The sequence below is a fragment of the Pseudomonas sp. NY15354 genome, assembly GCF_048068075.1.
Lineage (GTDB): Bacteria > Pseudomonadota > Gammaproteobacteria > Pseudomonadales > Pseudomonadaceae > Aquipseudomonas > Aquipseudomonas guariconensis_C.
On the sequence record NZ_JBLUPV010000002.1, the window covers coordinates 148,296 to 166,585 of the forward strand.

Here is an 18,290-nt window from a genome sequence, read left to right on the forward strand (position 1 = left end):
GAGGGGTGGTTCTAAAGGGGGAGCCACCGCGCACCGGAGGTTCCCGCATGTTCGATTCCAGCGCCCTGCTGCGCCAGCGTTTTGCCGCGCTGCGCAGTTCGGCCGAGTTGTTTTCCCTGCGCCATGTGAAGCAGTCGCACCAGAGCCTGTCGGTGCGTCGCAATGTGGCTGAGCCGCCGTTCTTCAGTCAGGACGAAGGCGCCATGCTCACCGTGCGCGTCAAGGGCGTGGAGGCCTATGCCGCCACTGCCGACCTGTCCCAGGCCGGCCTGCAACGCGCCCTCGAACAGGCCGAGTCGCTGGCTCGCACGATTGCCGCCCACAGCTTGCTGGACCTGAGCGGGCAACCGGTGGCCAGCGAGCGTCATGATCATGTCTCGCCTCACTTCGACCAACCGCTGCCCAGCCTTGCCGAGTGCCTGGAACTGCTCGCCGCCGAATCGGCCAGCGTGCCCAACGACAGTCGCCTGGTGGATTGGCAGGCGAGCCTGGGCATCAGCCTGGTCGAGCAGACCTACCTCAACTCCGCCGGTGCCGAGCTGCGCCATGCCCAGCGCTTCCTGTTCCCGGGCCTGGGCGTGACCGCCAGCGACGGCCAGGACAGCCAGAGCCGCAGCCTCGGCCGGGAGAACTTCGGCCAGCAAGGCGGTTTCGAGGTCATCGAGCGCTGCGGCCTGGTCGGCGCGGCCCGGCGCATCGCCGACGAAGCCCTGCAACTGCTGCTTGCGCCCAATACCCCCAGCGGCCCGCGCGATCTGCTGCTGATGCCGGACCAGATGATGCTGCAGATCCACGAATCCATTGGCCACCCACTGGAGATGGACCGCATCCTGGGCGATGAGCGCAACTACGCCGGCACCAGCTTCGTGAAGGCGAGCGACTTCGGCCACCTGCAATACGGCTCGAAGCTGCTCAATGTGACCTTCGATCCGACCATCGGCGAAGAGCTGGCCAGTTACAGCTTCGATGACGACGGCACGGCAGCGAGCAAGCAGTTTCTGATCCGCGACGGGCGGCTGCTGCGCCCCTTGGGTGGCGCCTTGTCGCAGTACCGCTCGGGCCTGGACGGCGTCGCCAACAGCCGGGCCTGCGGTTGGAACCGCGCACCGATCGACCGCATGGCCAACCTCAACATCGAGCCGGGTGATAAGTCACTGGCGCAGCTGATCGGCGGCATCGAGCATGGCATCCTCATGCGCACCAACCGCTCCTGGTCCATCGACGACGCACGCAACAAGTTCCAGTTCGGTTGCGAGTGGGGCCAGTTGATCGAAAACGGCGAGCTCAAGGGCGTGGTGAAGAACCCCAACTACCGCGGCATCTCCGCGCAGTTCTGGGGCAATCTGGTCGCCGTGGGCGATCACAGCACCTTCCAGGTGCTCGGCACACCCAACTGCGGCAAGGGCGAGCCCAATCAGGTGGTACGGGTTGGCCACGCCTCACCGGCGTGCGTGTTCCGCCAGATCGACGTATTCGGAGGAGACGCCTGATGAGCGCCACGCCCCAGCAACGCTTCGAGGACCTGACAGGCGCCCTGCGCGACGCGCTCCAGGCCGGCGAACAGTTCACCCTTGGCTACAGCGCCGAGCACTCGCAGTTCATCCGCTTCAACCATGCCCGCGTACGTCAGGCGGGTGAAGTCACCCAGGCCAGCGCGCACTTGCGCCTGATCCATGACGGGCGCCAGGCCGAGCAGCACTTCACCCTGGGCGACGACCCGCAGCTGGACCGCCAGCGCCTGCACGACGCGCTGGCCCAACTGCGCCAGATCCTGCCGCTGCTGCCTGTCGACCCGTACCTGCGCCTGGACGAAAGCCCCTGGCAGTGCCATAGCCTGCAAGCGCAGCCGCTACCGGACTGCGCTGATGTCCTGGGCCTGATCGAGCGCGAAGCGAGCGAGCTGGACCTGGTCGGCATCTATGCCGCAGGCCCCATTTGCCGGGGCTTTGCCAGTTCCTTCGGCGCCTTTGGCTGGCACCAGGCCAACAGTTTCAACTTCGACTGGAGCTTGTTCCATGCCAATGGCCAGGCAGTAAAAGCCAACTACGCAGGCAACGCATGGGAGAGCGAAGCCCTGGTGTCACGCCTGCGCCAATCCCGAGAGCAACTTAAGTTCCTTGGCCGCCCGGCAATCATCCTCAAGCCCGGCAGCTACCGCGCCTACCTGGCCCCGGCAGCCATGGACGAAATCGCCGGCATGCTCTGCTGGGGTGGTTTTTCCGCCCAGGCCCTGGCCACAGGCAACAGCGCGCTGCAACGCCTGTACAACGGCGATGCCAGTCTCAGCCCGCAAGTCAGTTTCGATGAGCAGGTCAGCGGCTCGCTCAGCCCACCGTTCTCCAATGAAGGCTCGCCGCGCCAAGACGTTCGCCTGATTCGCGACGGCCGTGCCCAGGCACGCCTGATCAGTGCGCGCAGCGCTGCGGAATTCGAGTTGCAGGCCAACGGCGCCGACAGCTTCGAGTCGCCTTGCGCACTGAGCCTGGCGCCGGGGCAATTGCCGTCGGCGCAGATCCTCGAGCGGCTCGGCACAGGCCTGTACATCAGCAATCTCTGGTACCTGAACTACTCGGACCTGCCCGCCGCCCGCATGACCGGCCTGACCCGCTTCGCCACCTTCTGGGTGCAGGATGGCAGCATCCAGGGCCCGGTCGGCACCATGCGCTTCGACGACAGTCTGTACAACCTGCTGGGCAGCCAGCTGGAGGCGCTCACGTGCGAGCGGGAGCTGATCCTGTCGACCAGCACCTACGGCCAGCGCAGCACCGGGTCGAGTCATTTGCCGGGGGCATTGGTCAAAGGCCTGACCCTGACATTGTGATCGGCCCCTTCGCGGGAACCCGCTCCCACAAGTTCTTCGGTGTTCTCAACAACACCGCTGTGCCTGTGGGAGCGGGTTTACCCGCGAACAGGCCCACACAGGTAACACACGACAGAGAGGTAGCTGATGTCCGATCGCGCGCCACTGGACCCCGTCACCGCCCGCTGGATCCCCTGGGTGGTGGCCATCGCCTTCTTCATGCAGTCCTTGGACGGCACCATTCTCAATACCGCCCTGCCCGCCATGGCGCGCTCCCTGGCCGAAGACCCCTTGCGCATGCAGGGCGTGATCATCGCCTACATGCTCACCGTCGCCCTGCTGATCCCCGCCTCGGGCTGGATCGCCGACCGGTTCGGCACCAAACGCATTTTCTTCAGCGCCATCCTGCTGTTCAGCCTGGGCTCGCTGCTGTGCGCCATGGCCAACAGCCTCACGTTCCTGATCCTGGCGCGGGTCATCCAGGGCCTGGGCGGTGCGCTGATGCTGCCGGTCGGGCGACTGGTGGTGCTTCGCGCCTACCCACGCTCGGAACTGGTGCGAATCATGAGTTTCATCACCATTCCTGGCCTGCTCGGCCCGCTGCTGGGGCCTACCTTGGGTGGCTGGCTGGTGGAGATACTCACTTGGCACTGGATCTTCCTGCTCAACCTGCCCGTCGGTGCGCTGGGCTGCTATGCCGTGTGGAAGTTCATCCCCGACCTGCGTGGCGCCGAGCGCACCGCCTTCGACGGCCCCGGATTCCTCCTGTTCGGCGCGGCGATGGTGCTGATCACCATTGCCATGGAAGGCCTGGGTGAGCTGCACCTGCCGCACCTGCGGGTGATGTTGCTGCTGTTCGCCGGCATGGCCTGCCTGGCTGCCTATTGGCTACGGGCGGGGCGCGACCCTCAGCCGCTGTTTTCGCCCAGCCTGTTCCGGGTGCGCACCTTCGCCATCGGCATCCTCGGCAACCTGTTCGCTCGCCTGGGCAGCGGTGCCTTGCCGTTCTTGGTGCCGCTGCTGCTGCAGGTAGCACTGGGCTATTCGCCCGCAGAAGCCGGCATGAGCATGATCCCGCTGGCCGCCGCCGCCATGCTCGCCAAGTCCATCGCACGGCCGCTGATCGAACGCTTCGGCTACCGCATCATCCTCACCGGCAACACCCTGCTGCTTGGCCTGCTGCTGGCCAGTCTGGGGCTGGTGGACGCGGACACGCCCTATGCCCTGCTGCTCGCGCAACTGGCCTTGCTCGGCGCCGTGAACTCCATGCAGTTCACGGCCATGAATACCGTGACCCTGATCGATCTGGACGACGCCAGCGCCAGCAGCGGCAACAGCTTGCTGTCGGTGGTCGCACAACTGTCCCTGAGCCTGGGGGTGGCCTGTGCTGGCGCCTTGCTCGGCGGCTTCACCGCTGCCGGCAGCGCCGAGGGCGTGGAAAGCACCTTGGGCGCCTTCCAGTTGACCTTCCTGACCATCGGCCTGATGGCCATGCTGGCGGCGGCGATCTTCCTGCAGCTTTCGCCGACGGACGGAAGGCGTGCCCGTCGTCAGGAAGCGCACATGGAGTCGTAGGGCGAATGGCCACGAGGCTGGTAGACTGTGCGGCATTTTTCGCTTCGCAACGCAGGCCCGCCTCGTGACCATCGATTCCACCGCCTTTGCCACTCTGCCGCTGTCCGCCGCCATGCTGGCCAACCTGGACGCCCTCGGCTACACCTCGATGACACCGATCCAGGCCCAGAGCCTGCCGGTCATCCTCAAGGGCCAGGACCTGATCGCCCAGGCCAAGACCGGCAGCGGGAAGACCGCCGCCTTCGGCATCGGCCTGCTCAACCCGATCAACCCGCGCTACTTCGGCTGCCAGGCACTGGTGCTGTGCCCGACCCGCGAGCTGGCCGACCAGGTGGCCAAGGAGCTGCGCCGCCTGGCCCGTGCCGAGGACAACATCAAGATCCTCACCCTGTGTGGTGGCGTTTCGCTCGGCCCGCAGATCGCCTCGCTGGAGCATGGCGCGCACATCATCGTCGGCACCCCAGGCCGCATCCAGCAGCATCTGGACAAGGGCACCCTGGTGCTCGACGGGCTCAACACCCTGGTACTCGATGAAGCCGACCGCATGCTCGACATGGGCTTCTTCGATGCCATCGCCAGCATCATCGGCAAGGCCCCGTCGCGCCGCCAGACCCTGCTGTTCTCGGCCACCTACCCAGCCGGCATCGAGCAGTTGGCCGCCGAATTCATGCGCAAACCGCAACAGGTCAAGGTCGAGAGCCTGCACGCCGACAACCAGATCGAGCAGCACTTCATCGAGATCGACCCGCAGCAGCGCCTGGAGGCGGTCACCCGCGTGCTCGGCCACTTCCGACCGCAGTCGTGCGTGGCGTTCTGCTTCACCAAGCAACAATGCGAGGACGTAGTCGCCCACCTCACCGCCAAGGGCATCGTCGCCCAGGCTCTGCACGGCGACCTGGAACAACGCGACCGTGACCAGGTGTTGACGATGTTCGCCAACCGCAGCAGTTCGGTCCTGGTGGCCACCGACGTGGCGGCCCGCGGCCTGGACATCGATGGCCTGGACATGGTGATCAACGTCGAGCTGGCCCGTGACCCCGAGATCCACGTGCACCGCGTCGGCCGCACCGGCCGCGCCGGCGAAAAAGGCATCGCCATCAGCCTGGTTGCCCCTGCCGAGGGCCACCGCGCCCAGGCCATCGAAGACCTGCAAAAACGCCCACTGCGCTGGGAGCAGCTCGACAGCCTCAAGCACAAGGGTGGCGAGCCGCTGCTGCCGGTCATGACCACCTTGTGCATCGCCGCTGGCCGCAAGGACAAGCTGCGCCCAGGCGACATCCTCGGCGCCCTGACCGGCGACGCCGGCATCCCCGGCAAGCAGGTGGGCAAGATCGCCATCTTCGACTTCCAGGCCTTCGTGGCCGTGGAGCGCGCTGTGGCCAAACAAGCCATGCAGCGCCTGAACAGCGGCAAGATCAAGGGCCGGTCCCTGAAAGTCCGCATCATCTAAAGATTTGCGCGACGCCTGTGGGAGCGGGTTTACCCGCGAATGCGATGGTGGGCTCACTACCGCCTTCGCGGGTAAACCCGCTCCCACTGTGGCCCGTGTGTCATTTCAGAAAAGGTTTACACCGTGCATTCCACCGACGTGATCATCATCGGCGCCGGCGCCGCCGGCCTGATGTGCGCCCAGCTCACCGCCCGCCGTGGCCGCCGAGTGCTGGTGCTCGACCACGCCAACAAGCCGGGCAAGAAGATCCTCATGTCCGGGGGCGGTCGCTGCAACTTCACCAACATGTACACCGAGCCGGCCAACTTCCTCTCGCAGAACACGCACTTCTGCAAGTCGGCCCTGGCCCGCTATACCCAGTGGGATTTCATCGAGCTGGTGTGCAAGCACGGCGTGCCGTACCACGAGAAGAAACTCGGTCAGCTGTTTTGTGACAACAAGTCCAGCGACATCCTCGACATGCTGCTCGCCGAATGCGACGAAGCCGGCGCCGAGATACATATGCAAACCAGCATCGAGCAGATCGAGAAGACCGCCGAGGGCTATTGCCTTCAGACCTCCACCGGCCCTTTCGCCTGCCAGTCCCTGGTGATCGCCACCGGCGGGCTGTCGATCCCGACCTTGGGTGCCACCGGCTTTGGCTACCAGGTCGCCCGCCAATTCGGCCATACCCTGCTGCCGACACGTGCAGGCTTGGTGCCCTTCACCATCACCGAGCCCCAACTCAAGGCACTGTGCACCGAACTCTCCGGCACCGCGCTGGACTGCGTCGCCAGTTGCAACGGCACCAGTTTCCGGGAAAACCTGCTGTTCACCCACCGCGGCCTGAGCGGCCCGGCGATCCTGCAGATCTCCTCGTTCTGGGAGGCGGGCGACACGGTGGAGATCAACCTGCTGCCTGATCGTGACGCCCTGAGCTGGCTGCAACAGCAACAGGCCGAGCGCCCCAACAGCGAGCTCAAGACCCTGCTGGGCGAGGTCTTCACCCGCAAGCTGGCCAACCTGCTGGCCGAGCAGTGGTTCGTGTCCAAGCCGATGAAGCAGTACACCCCGGCCGAGCTGGCCCAGGTGGCCGACAAGCTCTCGGCCTGGCAGCTGGTGCCGGCCGGCACCGAAGGCTATCGCACCGCGGAGGTCACACTCGGCGGCGTCGATACCCGCGAGGTGTCGTCCAAGACCATGGAGTCGCTCAAGAGCCCGGGGCTGTATTTCATCGGCGAAGTGCTCGATGTCACCGGCCATCTGGGCGGGTTCAATTTCCAGTGGGCCTGGGCCTCGGCCAACGCTGCAGCGCAGTTCGTGTAGAGTAGAATCCTTTCAGCAGCACGGAACGCTTCTTGCTGGTCTGTGCTCAGGTGCCGGTTTCCGGGCTGCGCAGCAGCCTCGAAACGGACGGCGCGCAAGGTATTCATTCGATCACAGCCCAAGGCCATCATGTCATCGAGCTCGTTCCGCCATTCATTGCGTCGTTTGTGGGGCCAAGACAAATTCAGCTACAGCATCCGGGTAACGGTCGCGCTCACCGGCAGCATGGCGCTGTGCTGGTACCAGGACGAAATGGCCCTGTTGATCCCACTGTTCCTCGGCATCATCGCCAGCGCCCTGGCTGAGACCGACGACGGCTGGCAAGGCCGCCTGAGCGCCCTGGCCGTGACCCTCGTGTGTTTCGCCATCGCCGCCTTGTCGGTGGAACTGCTGTTCCCCTACCCCTGGATTTTCGCCGGCGCCCTGGCCCTGGCAGCCTTCGCCCTGACCATGCTCGGCGCCTTGGGCGAGCGCTACGGCGCCATTGCCTCGGCGACCTTGATCCTCTCGGTGTACACCATGATCGGCGTGGACCAGCGCGGCGGGCAGGTCAGCGACTTCTGGCACGAGCCGTTGCTGCTGGTGGCCGGTGCCGCGTGGTATGGCCTGCTCTCGGTGCTGTGGCAGGCGCTGTTCTCCAACCAGCCGGTGCAGCAGAGTCTGGCGAAGCTGTTCATGGAGCTTGGCCGCTACCTCAAGCTCAAGGCCAACCTGTTCGAGCCGATCCGCAACCTGGATCTCGAAGCCCGGCGCCTGGAGCTGGCCCAGCAGAACGGCAAGGTGGTGGCTGCGCTGAACGCGGCCAAGGAAATCATCCTGCACCGGGTCGGCAACAGCCAACCGAACGCCAAGGTCAGCCGTTACCTGAAGCTGTACTTCCTGGCCCAGGACATCCATGAACGGGTCAGCGCCTCGCACTACCCCTACAACGCCTTGGCCGAAGCGTTCTTCCACAGTGATGTGATGTTCCGCTGCCAGCGCCTGCTGCGCCAGCAAGGCTCAGCCTGCCAGCAACTGTCACATTCCATCCGCCTGCGCCAGCCGTTCGTCTACGGCAGCGGTTTTGCCGAAGCCCTGGAAGATCTCAACGCCTCCCTGGAACACCTGCGCCAACAAAGCAACCCCGCCTGGCGCGGCCTGCTGCGCTCATTGCGGGCACTGGCCGGCAACCTGGCGACCCTGGACCGCCTGCTGGGCGCCGCCAGCAACCCCGATAGCCTCGCCGATGCCAGCGACAGCAGCCTGCTGGACCGCTCGCCACGCAACCTCAAGGATGTCTGGAGTCGCCTGCGGACCCAGCTCACCCCGACCTCGCTACTGTTCCGCCACGCGCTGCGCCTGTCCCTGGCGCTGTCGGTGGGTTACGGCATGGTGCACTTGATCCATCCGACTCAAGGCTACTGGATCATCCTCACCACCCTGTTCGTCTGCCAGCCCAACTATGGTGCGACCCGCCGCAAGCTGGTGCAGCGCGTGCTCGGCACGGCCGTCGGCCTGACCGTGGGCTGGGCACTGTTCGACCTGTTCCCCAGCCCGATCATCCAGTCGATGTTCGCCGTCGTCGCCGGGGTGGTGTTCTTCGTCAACCGGACCACCCGCTACACCTTGGCCACAGCGGCGATCACCTTGATGGTGCTGTTCTGCTTCAATCAGATCGGCGATGGGTACGGCCTGTTCCTGCCGCGTCTGTTCGATACCCTCGTGGGCAGCCTGATCGCGATTCTGGCGGTGTTCCTGTTCCTGCCCGACTGGCAGGGGCGGCGCCTGAACAAGGTGCTGGCCAATACCCTCACCTGCGCCAGTGCCTATCTGCGCCAGATCATGCAGCAGTATGCCCATGGCAAGCGCGACGACCTGGCCTACCGCCTGGCCCGCCGCAATGCCCACAACGCCGATGCGGCGCTGTCGACCACGCTGGCCAACATGCTCATGGAGCCTGGGCATTTCCGCAAGGAAGCCGATGTGGGCTTCCGCTTCCTGGTGCTCTCCCACACCCTGCTCAGCTACCTCTCCGGGCTCGGCGCGCACCGCGACACGGCGCTACCGCCGGAGGTCCACGAGCAGTTGATCGATGGCGCCGGACAAAGCCTGGCCAACAGCCTCGATGAGATCGCCAATGGCCTGGCCGCGCGCCTGCCCGTGGCCATTCACAGCGATGCCGAGGAAGCCCTGGCCGGCGCGTTGGAGCAGATGCCCGAGGAACTGGATGAACACCAGCGCCTGGTGCAGACGCAACTGGCGCTGATCTGCCGCCAGCTTGGGCCGCTGCGCACCCTGGCGGCGCACCTGATCAAGGAAAACCCGCCGCACTGACCCTGCGCGGCGGTTTGGCAGCGGGGTTCACCTGCGAAAGCGTCGCATGTCAGAACCCATGCTGGCGCAACAGCCGGGCATAGCTGCCATCGGCCTTCATCGCGGCAATGGCGCGGTCGAATCGCTCGACGATCTGTCGATGTTCGGGATGCTTGAGGCTGACCAGGATATGCAGGTTGTTCTCGCCCAGCGCGGGCTCCACGAAGGTCACGGCTTCACGCACCTCCTTCGTCTCACGCTGCAGGCTGTAGCGCGCGACGAACTCGTCTTCCACCGTCAGGTCGACCCTTCCCGCCGCCAGCATGCGCACCGCCGAGGAAAAATTACGCACCGCCACCTTGTGCAAACGCGCGTCGCTGTCGAACCCAGGTGAATAGGCGTAGTCGCGCACCACGGCAATGGAGTAGTCGTAGAGATCGGTCAGCCGCCGGTAGCTCAACGGCTTGTTTTGCGGCCTGAGCAGGCGGATGCGGTTGACCAGATAAGGTTTGGAAAAGGCGCCCAGACGCGTGCGCGAATCGTTGTACCAGGTATTGACGAGGATGTCGTAGCGCCCCTCACCGATGCCCATCAGGGCTCTGGCCCAAGGCACTTGCTCGACATTGCTGGCATAGCCGGCGCGGGTCAAGGCGGCGGTGACGATGTTGGTGGCCAGGCCACCGCCGGGCAGGTCACTGTCAGTGAAGGGCGGCCAGCTATCGGCCACCAGGCGCAACTTCTCGACCGCCATCGCGGGTGTGACCAGCACGATTACCAGTAAGCCAAGCGCGCAAAGCAGTGGCCGCATGCTCGAGTCCTTTCGCAGTTGGTGATCCACTCTGATGGTGGCGATCCGCACTACTACAGGATGGGCAGACTACACAAAGCCCTCTCGGCCGGCAGCCGACAAATGATATCAAATAGCCTCTATTTTGGCCGAATGTTGCGAAGCCTGTTTTTGGGCAATGTCCGACTCGTCGCCGGAGCCTGGATTTGCGATGATCGACCGCCCCTTCAAAGAGTTCATACCCATGTCCATCGAGTGGATTTGCAAGCACCATACCGACCTTGGCAAGGAGCAGCTCTATGCCATCCTGCAACTGCGCACCGAAGTCTTCGTGGTGGAGCAGCAATGCGCCTACCAGGAGGTCGACGGTCAGGACCTTTGCGGAGATACGCTGCACCTGATGGGATGGGAGCAGGACCGTTTGGTGGCCTACCTGCGCCTGCTCGACCCTCAATCCCAAGGCGGCGATGTGGTCATTGGCCGGGTGGTGACCGCTCCCGCCGCCCGCGGTGGCGGCCTGGGCCATCAGTTGTTGCTCAAGGGCCTGGAGTGCGCCGAGCACTGCTGGCCGGGAACACCGATCTACCTATCGGCCCAGGCACATCTGCAGGCCTACTATGCGCGGCATGGGTTCGAAGTGGCAGGGGAGCAATACCTCGAGGATGGCATCCCGCATATCGGTATGCGCAAGGCTTGAGGCAAGAGGGCACAGACCGGCCGGGCGCTCAGGTCATGGATACCCCAGCACGTCCCTGATCTGGCGCAGATGCTGGATGATCCACTGCTTGTCGATGGCACCCCAATCATGGATGCGATAGTGCCCAGCGTGATTGCGCGCCCCCGCCTGCTGCTCGAACTCACAGACGATATCCAGGTCCGCCAGTGCGGCGATGGTGTCCTGCGCAGTGCGCCGGGGCATGCCGGTGGCTTCCATCAGCGCCGGAACGCTGGTGGCGGTCTGACTGTCGATCAACCAGGCCACGTAGAGCCGCCGGTAGAAACTGCTCTTGGTCTTGCTCACATCCATGCTGCTCGATCCTCAGGTAGTGCCCGGCAGCTCCTGATAGGTCAGGTAGACGCGCAGGTCGAATTCCAGTTGATGGTAGTCCGGCTCCATGTGCTGACAGAGCTGGTAGAACGCCTTGTTGTGGTCGCGTTCGCGCAGGTGCGCCAACTCGTGCACCACGATCATGCGCAAGAACTGTGGCGCTGCGTCCTTGAACAGCGAGGCGATGCGAATTTCCTTCTTGGCCTTGAGCTTGCCGCCCTGCACGCGGGAAACCGCCGTGTTCAGGCCTAGGGCACGATGCGTCAGATCCAGGCGATTGTCGAACAACACCTTGTCCAGGTTCGGCGCATTGCGCAGGTACTGCTGTTTCAAGTCCTGGGCATAGCCGTACAGCGCTTTGTCGCTCTGCACATCGTGGCGCTCGGGATAGCGTTGTCGTAGGTAGTTGCCCAGGCGATCGCTGGCGATCATCTGGCGCACCTGCTCTTGCAGGTGAGGCGGGTAGGCTTGCAGGTAGCGTAGGGTGGTCATGGTACGGCGGCATTCCTGATGAGCTGGGACCGCTTCGCGCCCCATCGCAGCACAAGGCCGCTCCTACAGGGACTGTGCATTCCTGTAGGAGCGGCCTTGTGCCGCGATAGGCTGCGAAGCAGCCCCAATGGACGCCGGATCAGTTGACCTTGGCAGCCAGCTCACCCTTGGCGTAACGCTGGAACATGCCTTCCAGGGAGATCGGCTTGATCTTGGAGGCGTTGCCGGCGGTGCCGAAGGCTTCGTAACGGGCGATGCAGACATCACGCATGGCCTTCACGGTCTCGGCGAAGAACTTGCGTGGGTCGAACTCGCTCGGGTGCGCAGCCATGTAGCGACGGATGGCACCGGTGGAGGCCAGACGCAGGTCGGTGTCGATGTTGACCTTGCGCACGCCGTACTTGATGCCTTCGACGATCTCTTCGACCGGCACGCCGTAGGTTTCCTTGATGTCACCGCCGAACTCGTTGATGACCTTCAGCCACTCCTGCGGCACCGAGGAGGAACCGTGCATCACCAGGTGGGTGTTGGGGATGCGCTTGTGGATTTCCTTGATGCGGTCGATGGCCAGGATGTCACCGGTTGGCGGCTTGGTGAACTTGTACGCACCGTGGCTGGTGCCGATGGCGATGGCCAGGGCGTCGACCTGGGTCTTCTTGACGAAGTCGGCGGCTTCTTCCGGGTCGGTCAGCATCTGGCTGTGATCCAGGGTGCCTTCGGCGCCGATACCATCTTCTTCACCGGCCTGGCCGGTTTCCAGGCTGCCCAGGCAACCCAGTTCGCCTTCGACGGACACACCGCAGGCGTGGGCAAATGCCACGGTCTGCTGAGTGACGCGAACGTTGTACTCGTAGTCGGACGGGGTCTTGCCGTCTTCCTTGAGCGAGCCGTCCATCATCACCGAGCTGAAGCCCAGCTGGATGGAGCGCTGGCAGACGTCAGGGCTGGTGCCGTGGTCCTGGTGCATGCACACCGGGATGTGCGGGAACTCTTCGATCGCCGCCAGGATCAGGTGGCGCAGGAACGGGGCACCGGCATACTTGCGGGCGCCGGCCGAAGCCTGGACGATGACCGGGGAGTCGGTGGCGTCCGCAGCTTCCATGATGGCGCGCATCTGCTCGAGGTTGTTGACGTTGAAAGCCGGAACGCCGTAGCCGAACTCGGCGGCGTGGTCCAGCATCTGGCGCATGCTAATGAGTGCCATTGTGTATCTCTCTCCCGACAAGCGTCGTTGTTTCGTGCAAGCCTGCCGCAGGGGCGGTTGCTGTTCAAGTAGTGTGGGCCGCCGTCGCGGCCCGGCCAGTCACGGTGCCTTGCAGCCCCGCCCAATCAGATCGTTGGTTGCCACCCAATACACCAGGCCTTCGTCGCCTTTGGTGTGGAAGGCCAGTACCCCGTCGCTGTACAGCGCACCGGAGGCACCCGGCTCAGACTTGAGCCGATAGACCTGGTCGCCGCCACCCAGGCGTACGTCGACCGAATCTTGCGTGGCATCGGCGAAGCGCCAGAGCACTTCGGTCTGGGTGTCGCAGACCCAGCGGGTCCAGTTATCCGCCGGAGCCGGTTGCGCCGGCTGCAGCAGCGAGCATCCTGCCAGGGTCGCCAGGGCCAATGCGGCCAGAAGCGCTTTCATCCAAAAACCTCGTCGTGGATCCGCTACGCGGCCCCTAATCCAAGACCACAAAACCCAACCTTGGTTGCCTGGCGCCCGATCAAGGGCAGCCCGGCGCCTGGCGCTGGTGTTCGTCGTCGTACTTTTCCAGGCCTTCCGGGCCCATGCGCTTGTTGATGACCGGCGCGGTCTCAGCCTGCCACTGAGACTGGTAGCAGCCGCCCTTGGGCGGCTGCGACGGCTCGGTGTCGGCAGATTTGCTGGAGCAGGCACCCAGCAACAGGGTCAGGATCATCACAGGCAATTGCTTGACCATCAGGTCGCTCCCTTTGCCAGGCGCCGCCATGCTCAGGCCTTGGCCCGCTCTTCCAGGATAGCCACGGCGGGCAGGACCTTGCCTTCGACGAATTCGAGGAACGCGCCGCCACCGGTAGAAATGTAGGAGATATCAGCGCCGACGCCATATTTGTCGATGGCCGCCAGGGTGTCCCCACCACCGGCGATGGAGAAGGCGGCGCTGTCGGCGATGGCCTTGGCCAGCACTTTGGTGCCGTTGCCGAACTGGTCGAACTCGAACACGCCGACCGGACCGTTCCACAGGATGGTCCTGGACGACTTGAGCAGCTCGGCGAACTGTTCGGCAGTCTTCGGGCCGATATCCAGGATCATGTCGTCATCGGCCACGTCGGCGATGGACTTGACGATGGCCTCGGCACTCTCGGCGAATTCCTTGGCAACGACCACGTCCACGGGCAGCGGCACGCTGACCTTGGCGGCGATGGCCTTGGCAGTCTCGACCAGGTCCGGCTCGTACAGCGACTTGCCGACCTTGTGGCCAGCCGCGGCGAGGAAGGTGTTGGCGATGCCGCCACCGACGATCAGTTGGTCACAGACCGTGCTCAGGCTGTTGAGCACGTCCAGCTTGGTGGACACCTTGGAGCCGGCGACGATGGCGGCCATCGGCTTGGCCGGGGCCTTCAGGGCCTTGCCCAGGGCATCGAGCTCGGCCGCCAGCAGCGGGCCTGCAGCGGCGACCTTGGCGAACTTGGCAACGCCGTGGGTCGAGCCCTCGGCGCGGTGGGCGGTGCCGAAGGCGTCCATGACGAACACATCGCACAGGGCCGCGTACTTTTGCGCCAGCTCGTCGGCGTTCTTCTTCTCGCCCTTGTTGAAGCGAACGTTCTCGAACAGCACCAGGTCACCGGCCTTGACCTCGACACCGTCCAGGTAGTCGGCGACCAGCGGCACTTCGCGGCCCAGGGCCTTGCTCAGGTAGTCGGCGACCGGCTTGAGGCTGTTCTCGGCGGAGAATTCGCCCTCGGTCGGACGACCCAGGTGCGAGCAGACCATCACCGCCGCGCCCTTCTCCAGGGCCAGCTTGATGGTCGGCAGCGCAGCCAGGATACGCGCATCGCTGGCTACCACACCGTCTTTCACAGGGACGTTGAGGTCTTCGCGGATCAGTACGCGCTTACCTTGCAGGTCGAGGTCGGTCATCTTCAACACGGTCATGAATGCAGTCCTTCAGGGCTGTTTGGTGCGGGTTTGGTGGACGACGTGCAGGAAGTGGTCGGCAACGTCGAGCATACGGTTGGCGAACCCCCATTCGTTGTCGAACCAGGCCAGCAGGTTCACCAGGCGAGGGCCGGAAACACGGGTCTGGCTGGCATCGACGATGGCCGAATGCGGGTCATGGTTGAAATCACAGCTGGCATGGGGCAGCTCGGTGTAGGCCAGCAGCCCCTTGAGCGGGCCGTTCAGCGCGGCCTCGCGCAACACCCGGTTGACCTCTGCCGCGCTGGTGTCGCGAGCGGTCTGCAGGGTGATGTCCAGGCACGACACGTTGACGGTCGGCACGCGTACGGCTTTGGCCTGGATTCGACCGGCAAGTTCCGGAAGCAGGCGCTCGATGCCGCGTGCCAGACCAGTGGACACCGGAATCACCGACTGGAACGCCGAACGCGTACGACGCAGATCCTCATGGTGATAGGCGTCGATCACCGGCTGGTCGTTCATCGCCGAGTGAATGGTGGTGATCGACACGTACTCGATGCCGAACGCCTGGTCCAGCACACGCAGCAGCGGCACGCCGCAGTTGGTGGTACAGGAGGCGTTGGACACCAGGCGTTCATCGCCGCTCAGGCAGTCCTGGTTGATGCCATAGACCACCGTGGCATCGACATCCACTTCACTGGACATCGGTTGGGAAAACAGTACCCGAGGCGCGCCGGCATCGAGGAAACGCTGGCCATCGGCACGGGTGTTGTAGGCTCCGGAGCACTCCAGCACCAGGTCGACGCCCAGCGCCGCCCAGTCGATGCCTTCCGGGGTGGCGCTGCGCAGGACCTTCACGCAGTCGCCATTGATGTGCAGGCAGTCACCATCGACCCTCACCTCGCCGGGGAAGCGGCCGTGGGTGGAGTCGAAACGGGTCAGGTACTCGAGGCTGGCCTGGTCGGCCAGGTCGTTCAGCGCGACGATCTCGAAGCTGGCATTCGCCCCTCGCTCGAACAGTGCGCGCAAGACACAACGACCGATACGGCCGTAACCGTTGAGTGCAACTTTGTAGGGACGCGGATGGGGCATCAGAGGACTCACGAACACATACGTTAATGACCACTGCCTGGGGCCGCTTTGCGGCCCATCGCGACGCAAGGCCGCTCCTACAGAAGGCTGCATGCGCAACACCCTGTAGGAGCGGCCTTGTGTCCCGATCGAGGGCAAAGCCCTCGCCTTGCACAACCTGGAGGGCGTTGCCGCCCTCCGTTTCACATCAGTCTTCCAGCAGTTCTTCGGCGGTACCCAGGATGTTTTCCAGGGTGAAGCCGAACTCCTCGAACAGCGCGGAGGCTGGCGCCGACTCACCATAGGTGGTCATGCCGATGACGCGGCCTTCCAGGCCCACGTACTTGTACCAGAAGTCCGCGTGGGCGGCCTCGATGGCGATACGCGCACCCACTTCCAGCGGCAGCACGGACTGCTTGTAGGCTGCGTCCTGGGCGTCGAACACGCTGGTGCACGGCATGGAAACCACACGCACCTTGCGACCCTGCTCGGTCAGCTTGGCATGCGCCTGGACCGCCAGGCCCACTTCGGAACCGGTGGCGATCAGCAGCAGCTCAGGCTCGCCGGCGCAATCCTTGAGGATGTAGCCACCGCGGCTGATGTCGGCGATCTGCTGGGCGTCGCGCTCCTGATGCTGCAGGTTCTGGCGCGAGAAGATCAGCGCCGATGGGCCGTCCTTGCGCTCCAGGGCTTGCTTCCAGGACACGGCCGACTCCACCGCGTCGGCTGGGCGCCAGGTGTCCAGGTTCGGCGTGCTGCGCAGGCTGGTCAGTTGCTCGATCGGCTGGTGGGTCGGGCCATCTTCGCCCAGGCCGATGGAGTCGTGGGTGTAGACATGAATGACGCGCTGCTTCATCAGGGCGGACATGCGCACCGCATTGCGGGCGTATTCCATGAACATCAGGAAGGTCGCGCCGTAAGGCACCAGGCCACCGTGCAGGGCGACGCCGTTCATGATGGCGGTCATGCCGAATTCGCGCACGCCGTAGAAGACGTAGTTGCCGCTGGCATCGTCGGCGCTGACGCCTTTGCAGCCCTTCCACAGGGTCAGGTTGGAGCCGGCCAGGTCAGCCGAACCACCGAGGAACTCCGGCAGCAGCGGGCCGAAAGCGTTCAGGGCGTTCTGGCTTGCCTTGCGGCTGGCGATGGTCTCGCCCTTGGCAGCGACTTCGTTGATATAGGCCTGGGCCTTCTCGGCGAAGTCGGCTGGCAGCTCGCCGCTTTCACGGCGCTTGAATTCGGCAGCCAGCTCAGGATAGGCCTTGGCGTAGGCATCGAAACGCTGGTTCCAGTCGGCTTCGAGCTTGGCACCGGCAGCCTTGGCGTCCCACTCGGCGTAGATGTCAGCCGGGATTTCGAACGGGCCGTGGTTCCAGTTCAGTTCCTTGCGGGCCAGGGCGATTTCGTCGTTGCCCAGCGGTGCGCCGTGGCAGTCTTCCTTGCCCTGCTTGTTCGGCGAGCCGAAACCGATGATGGTCTTGCAGCAGATCAGGGTCGGGCGATCGCTCTTGCGAGCGGTCTCGATGGCGGTCTTGATCTCGTCGGCGTCGTGGCCGTCGACGTTGCGGATCACCTGCCAGTTGTACGCCTCGAAGCGCGCTGGCGTGTTGTCGGTGAACCAGCCGTGTACTTCACCGTCAATGGAGATGCCGTTGTCGTCGTAGAAGGCGATCAGCTTGTTCAGGCCCAGGGTGCCGGCCAGGGAGGCGACTTCGTGGGAGATGCCTTCCATCATGCAGCCGTCGCCCAGGAACACATAGGTGTTGTGGTCGACGATGGTGTGGCCGTCACGGTTGAACTGGGCCGCCAGCACTTTTTCCGCCAGGGCGAAGCCCACGGCGTTGGCGATACCCTGGCCCAGCGGGCCGGTGGTGGTCTCGACGCCTGCGGTGTAGCCGTATTCCGGGTGGCCCGGGGTGCGGCTGTGCAGTTGGCGGAAGGCCTTGAGGTCGTCGATCGACAGGTCGTAGCCGGTCAGGTGCAGCAGCGAATAGATGAGCATCGAGCCGTGGCCATTGGACAGCACGAAACGGTCGCGGTCGGCGAATTTCGGATTGCTCGGGTTGTGCTTCAGGTAATCGCGCCAAAGCACCTCGGCGATATCCGCCATGCCCATGGGGGCACCTGGGTGGCCGCTGTTGGCCTTTTGCACGGCATCCATGCTGAGGGCACGAATGGCGTTGGCACGTTCACGACGGCTGGGCATCGCTGAGTCTCCTGGGGCTTGAAAAGGTAGTGAAACGAAAAAGGCCGCCATTTTCGCCCACAGGCGGGGCTGGGGGCAATGACGGATGGTCGCAGTTGGGTATTTTTCCTGTCTTTGGGCCGCAATTCGGGACAATTCGCAAGTCGGCGACCCCCTGC

General features: G+C 64.5%; 16 protein-coding genes. 7 read left to right on the forward strand and 9 right to left on the reverse strand.

What is annotated here, in order from left to right:
- Nucleotides 1-47 precede the first annotated feature (47 nt).
- The 6 genes from ACNFCH_RS02580 (at nucleotide 48) to yccS (ending at nucleotide 9,443) form a co-directional block, all read left to right on the forward strand.
- Nucleotides 48-1,490, forward strand: coding sequence for a TldD/PmbA family protein (locus tag ACNFCH_RS02580; RefSeq protein ID WP_337156760.1), 1,443 nt, complete (start codon nucleotides 48-50; stop codon nucleotides 1,488-1,490).
- The gene (locus tag ACNFCH_RS02585; protein ID WP_337156761.1) at nucleotides 1,490-2,821 is read left to right on the forward strand and encodes a TldD/PmbA family protein; all 1,332 of its coding nucleotides are present in this window, start codon (nucleotides 1,490-1,492) and stop codon (nucleotides 2,819-2,821) included. The genes ACNFCH_RS02580 and ACNFCH_RS02585 overlap by 1 nt, the downstream gene beginning before the upstream one ends.
- Nucleotides 2,822-2,947: 126 nt before the next feature.
- Entirely contained in the window at nucleotides 2,948-4,375 is a 1,428-nt protein-coding gene (mdtD, locus tag ACNFCH_RS02590; RefSeq protein ID WP_337156762.1) for a multidrug transporter subunit MdtD, read from the forward strand.
- Nucleotides 4,376-4,445: 70 nt separating this feature from the next.
- Nucleotides 4,446-5,825 carry an ATP-dependent RNA helicase DbpA gene (gene dbpA, locus ACNFCH_RS02595; protein ID WP_416742243.1) on the forward strand — a complete coding sequence of 460 codons (1,380 nt, stop codon included), beginning with the start codon at nucleotides 4,446-4,448 and terminating at the stop codon, nucleotides 5,823-5,825.
- A 123-nt stretch (nucleotides 5,826-5,948) separates the two neighbouring features.
- Nucleotides 5,949-7,130 carry an NAD(P)/FAD-dependent oxidoreductase gene (locus ACNFCH_RS02600; protein WP_416742188.1) on the forward strand — a complete coding sequence of 394 codons (1,182 nt, stop codon included), beginning with the start codon at nucleotides 5,949-5,951 and terminating at the stop codon, nucleotides 7,128-7,130.
- 129 nt (nucleotides 7,131-7,259) lie between these two features.
- Nucleotides 7,260-9,443: a YccS family putative transporter gene (yccS, locus tag ACNFCH_RS02605; protein WP_416742189.1), complete on the forward strand. Its 2,184-nt coding sequence runs from the start codon at nucleotides 7,260-7,262 to the stop codon at nucleotides 9,441-9,443.
- Between the two features lie 49 nt (nucleotides 9,444-9,492).
- Here the strand turns inward: yccS and ACNFCH_RS02610 are convergent, their stop codons facing one another.
- Nucleotides 9,493-10,230, reverse strand: a complete 738-nt coding sequence (locus ACNFCH_RS02610; protein WP_416742190.1) for a substrate-binding periplasmic protein — start codon at nucleotides 10,228-10,230, stop codon at nucleotides 9,493-9,495.
- 223 nt (nucleotides 10,231-10,453) lie between these two features.
- Between ACNFCH_RS02610 and ACNFCH_RS02615 the strand changes: the two genes are divergently transcribed.
- Nucleotides 10,454-10,906 carry a GNAT family N-acetyltransferase gene (locus ACNFCH_RS02615; RefSeq protein ID WP_084854304.1) on the forward strand — a complete coding sequence of 151 codons (453 nt, stop codon included), beginning with the start codon at nucleotides 10,454-10,456 and terminating at the stop codon, nucleotides 10,904-10,906.
- 33 nt (nucleotides 10,907-10,939) lie between these two features.
- Here ACNFCH_RS02615 and ACNFCH_RS02620 read toward each other — a convergent pair whose 3' ends face one another.
- The 8 genes from ACNFCH_RS02620 to tkt all read right to left on the reverse strand — a co-directional run bounded on the left by ACNFCH_RS02620 (nucleotide 10,940) and on the right by tkt (nucleotide 18,132).
- Nucleotides 10,940-11,236, reverse strand: coding sequence for a winged helix-turn-helix domain-containing protein (locus ACNFCH_RS02620; RefSeq protein ID WP_070090534.1), 297 nt, complete (start codon nucleotides 11,234-11,236; stop codon nucleotides 10,940-10,942).
- A gap of 12 nt (nucleotides 11,237-11,248) precedes the next feature.
- Complete coding sequence (locus tag ACNFCH_RS02625; RefSeq protein WP_337156766.1) at nucleotides 11,249-11,749, reverse strand: M48 family metallopeptidase; 501 nt, start codon at nucleotides 11,747-11,749, stop codon at nucleotides 11,249-11,251.
- 139 nt (nucleotides 11,750-11,888) lie between these two features.
- Nucleotides 11,889-12,953: a class II fructose-bisphosphate aldolase gene (fba, locus tag ACNFCH_RS02630; protein ID WP_070090536.1), complete on the reverse strand. Its 1,065-nt coding sequence runs from the start codon at nucleotides 12,951-12,953 to the stop codon at nucleotides 11,889-11,891.
- 99 nt (nucleotides 12,954-13,052) lie between these two features.
- Nucleotides 13,053-13,382 (reverse strand): MliC family protein, encoded by a 330-nt coding sequence (locus ACNFCH_RS02635; protein ID WP_070090537.1) that lies wholly within the window; start codon nucleotides 13,380-13,382, stop codon nucleotides 13,053-13,055.
- A gap of 79 nt (nucleotides 13,383-13,461) precedes the next feature.
- Complete coding sequence (locus tag ACNFCH_RS02640; RefSeq protein WP_416742192.1) at nucleotides 13,462-13,677, reverse strand: hypothetical protein; 216 nt, start codon at nucleotides 13,675-13,677, stop codon at nucleotides 13,462-13,464.
- Between the two features lie 32 nt (nucleotides 13,678-13,709).
- Nucleotides 13,710-14,873, reverse strand: a complete 1,164-nt coding sequence (locus ACNFCH_RS02645) for a phosphoglycerate kinase (RefSeq protein WP_416742193.1) — start codon at nucleotides 14,871-14,873, stop codon at nucleotides 13,710-13,712.
- A gap of 12 nt (nucleotides 14,874-14,885) precedes the next feature.
- Complete coding sequence (epd, locus tag ACNFCH_RS02650) at nucleotides 14,886-15,947, reverse strand: erythrose-4-phosphate dehydrogenase (RefSeq protein ID WP_416742194.1); 1,062 nt, start codon at nucleotides 15,945-15,947, stop codon at nucleotides 14,886-14,888.
- 187 nt (nucleotides 15,948-16,134) lie between these two features.
- A complete protein-coding gene (tkt, locus tag ACNFCH_RS02655) occupies nucleotides 16,135-18,132 on the reverse strand; it encodes a transketolase (protein ID WP_337156768.1) in 1,998 nt (665 codons plus the stop codon).
- Between the last annotated feature and the right edge of the window lie 158 nt (nucleotides 18,133-18,290).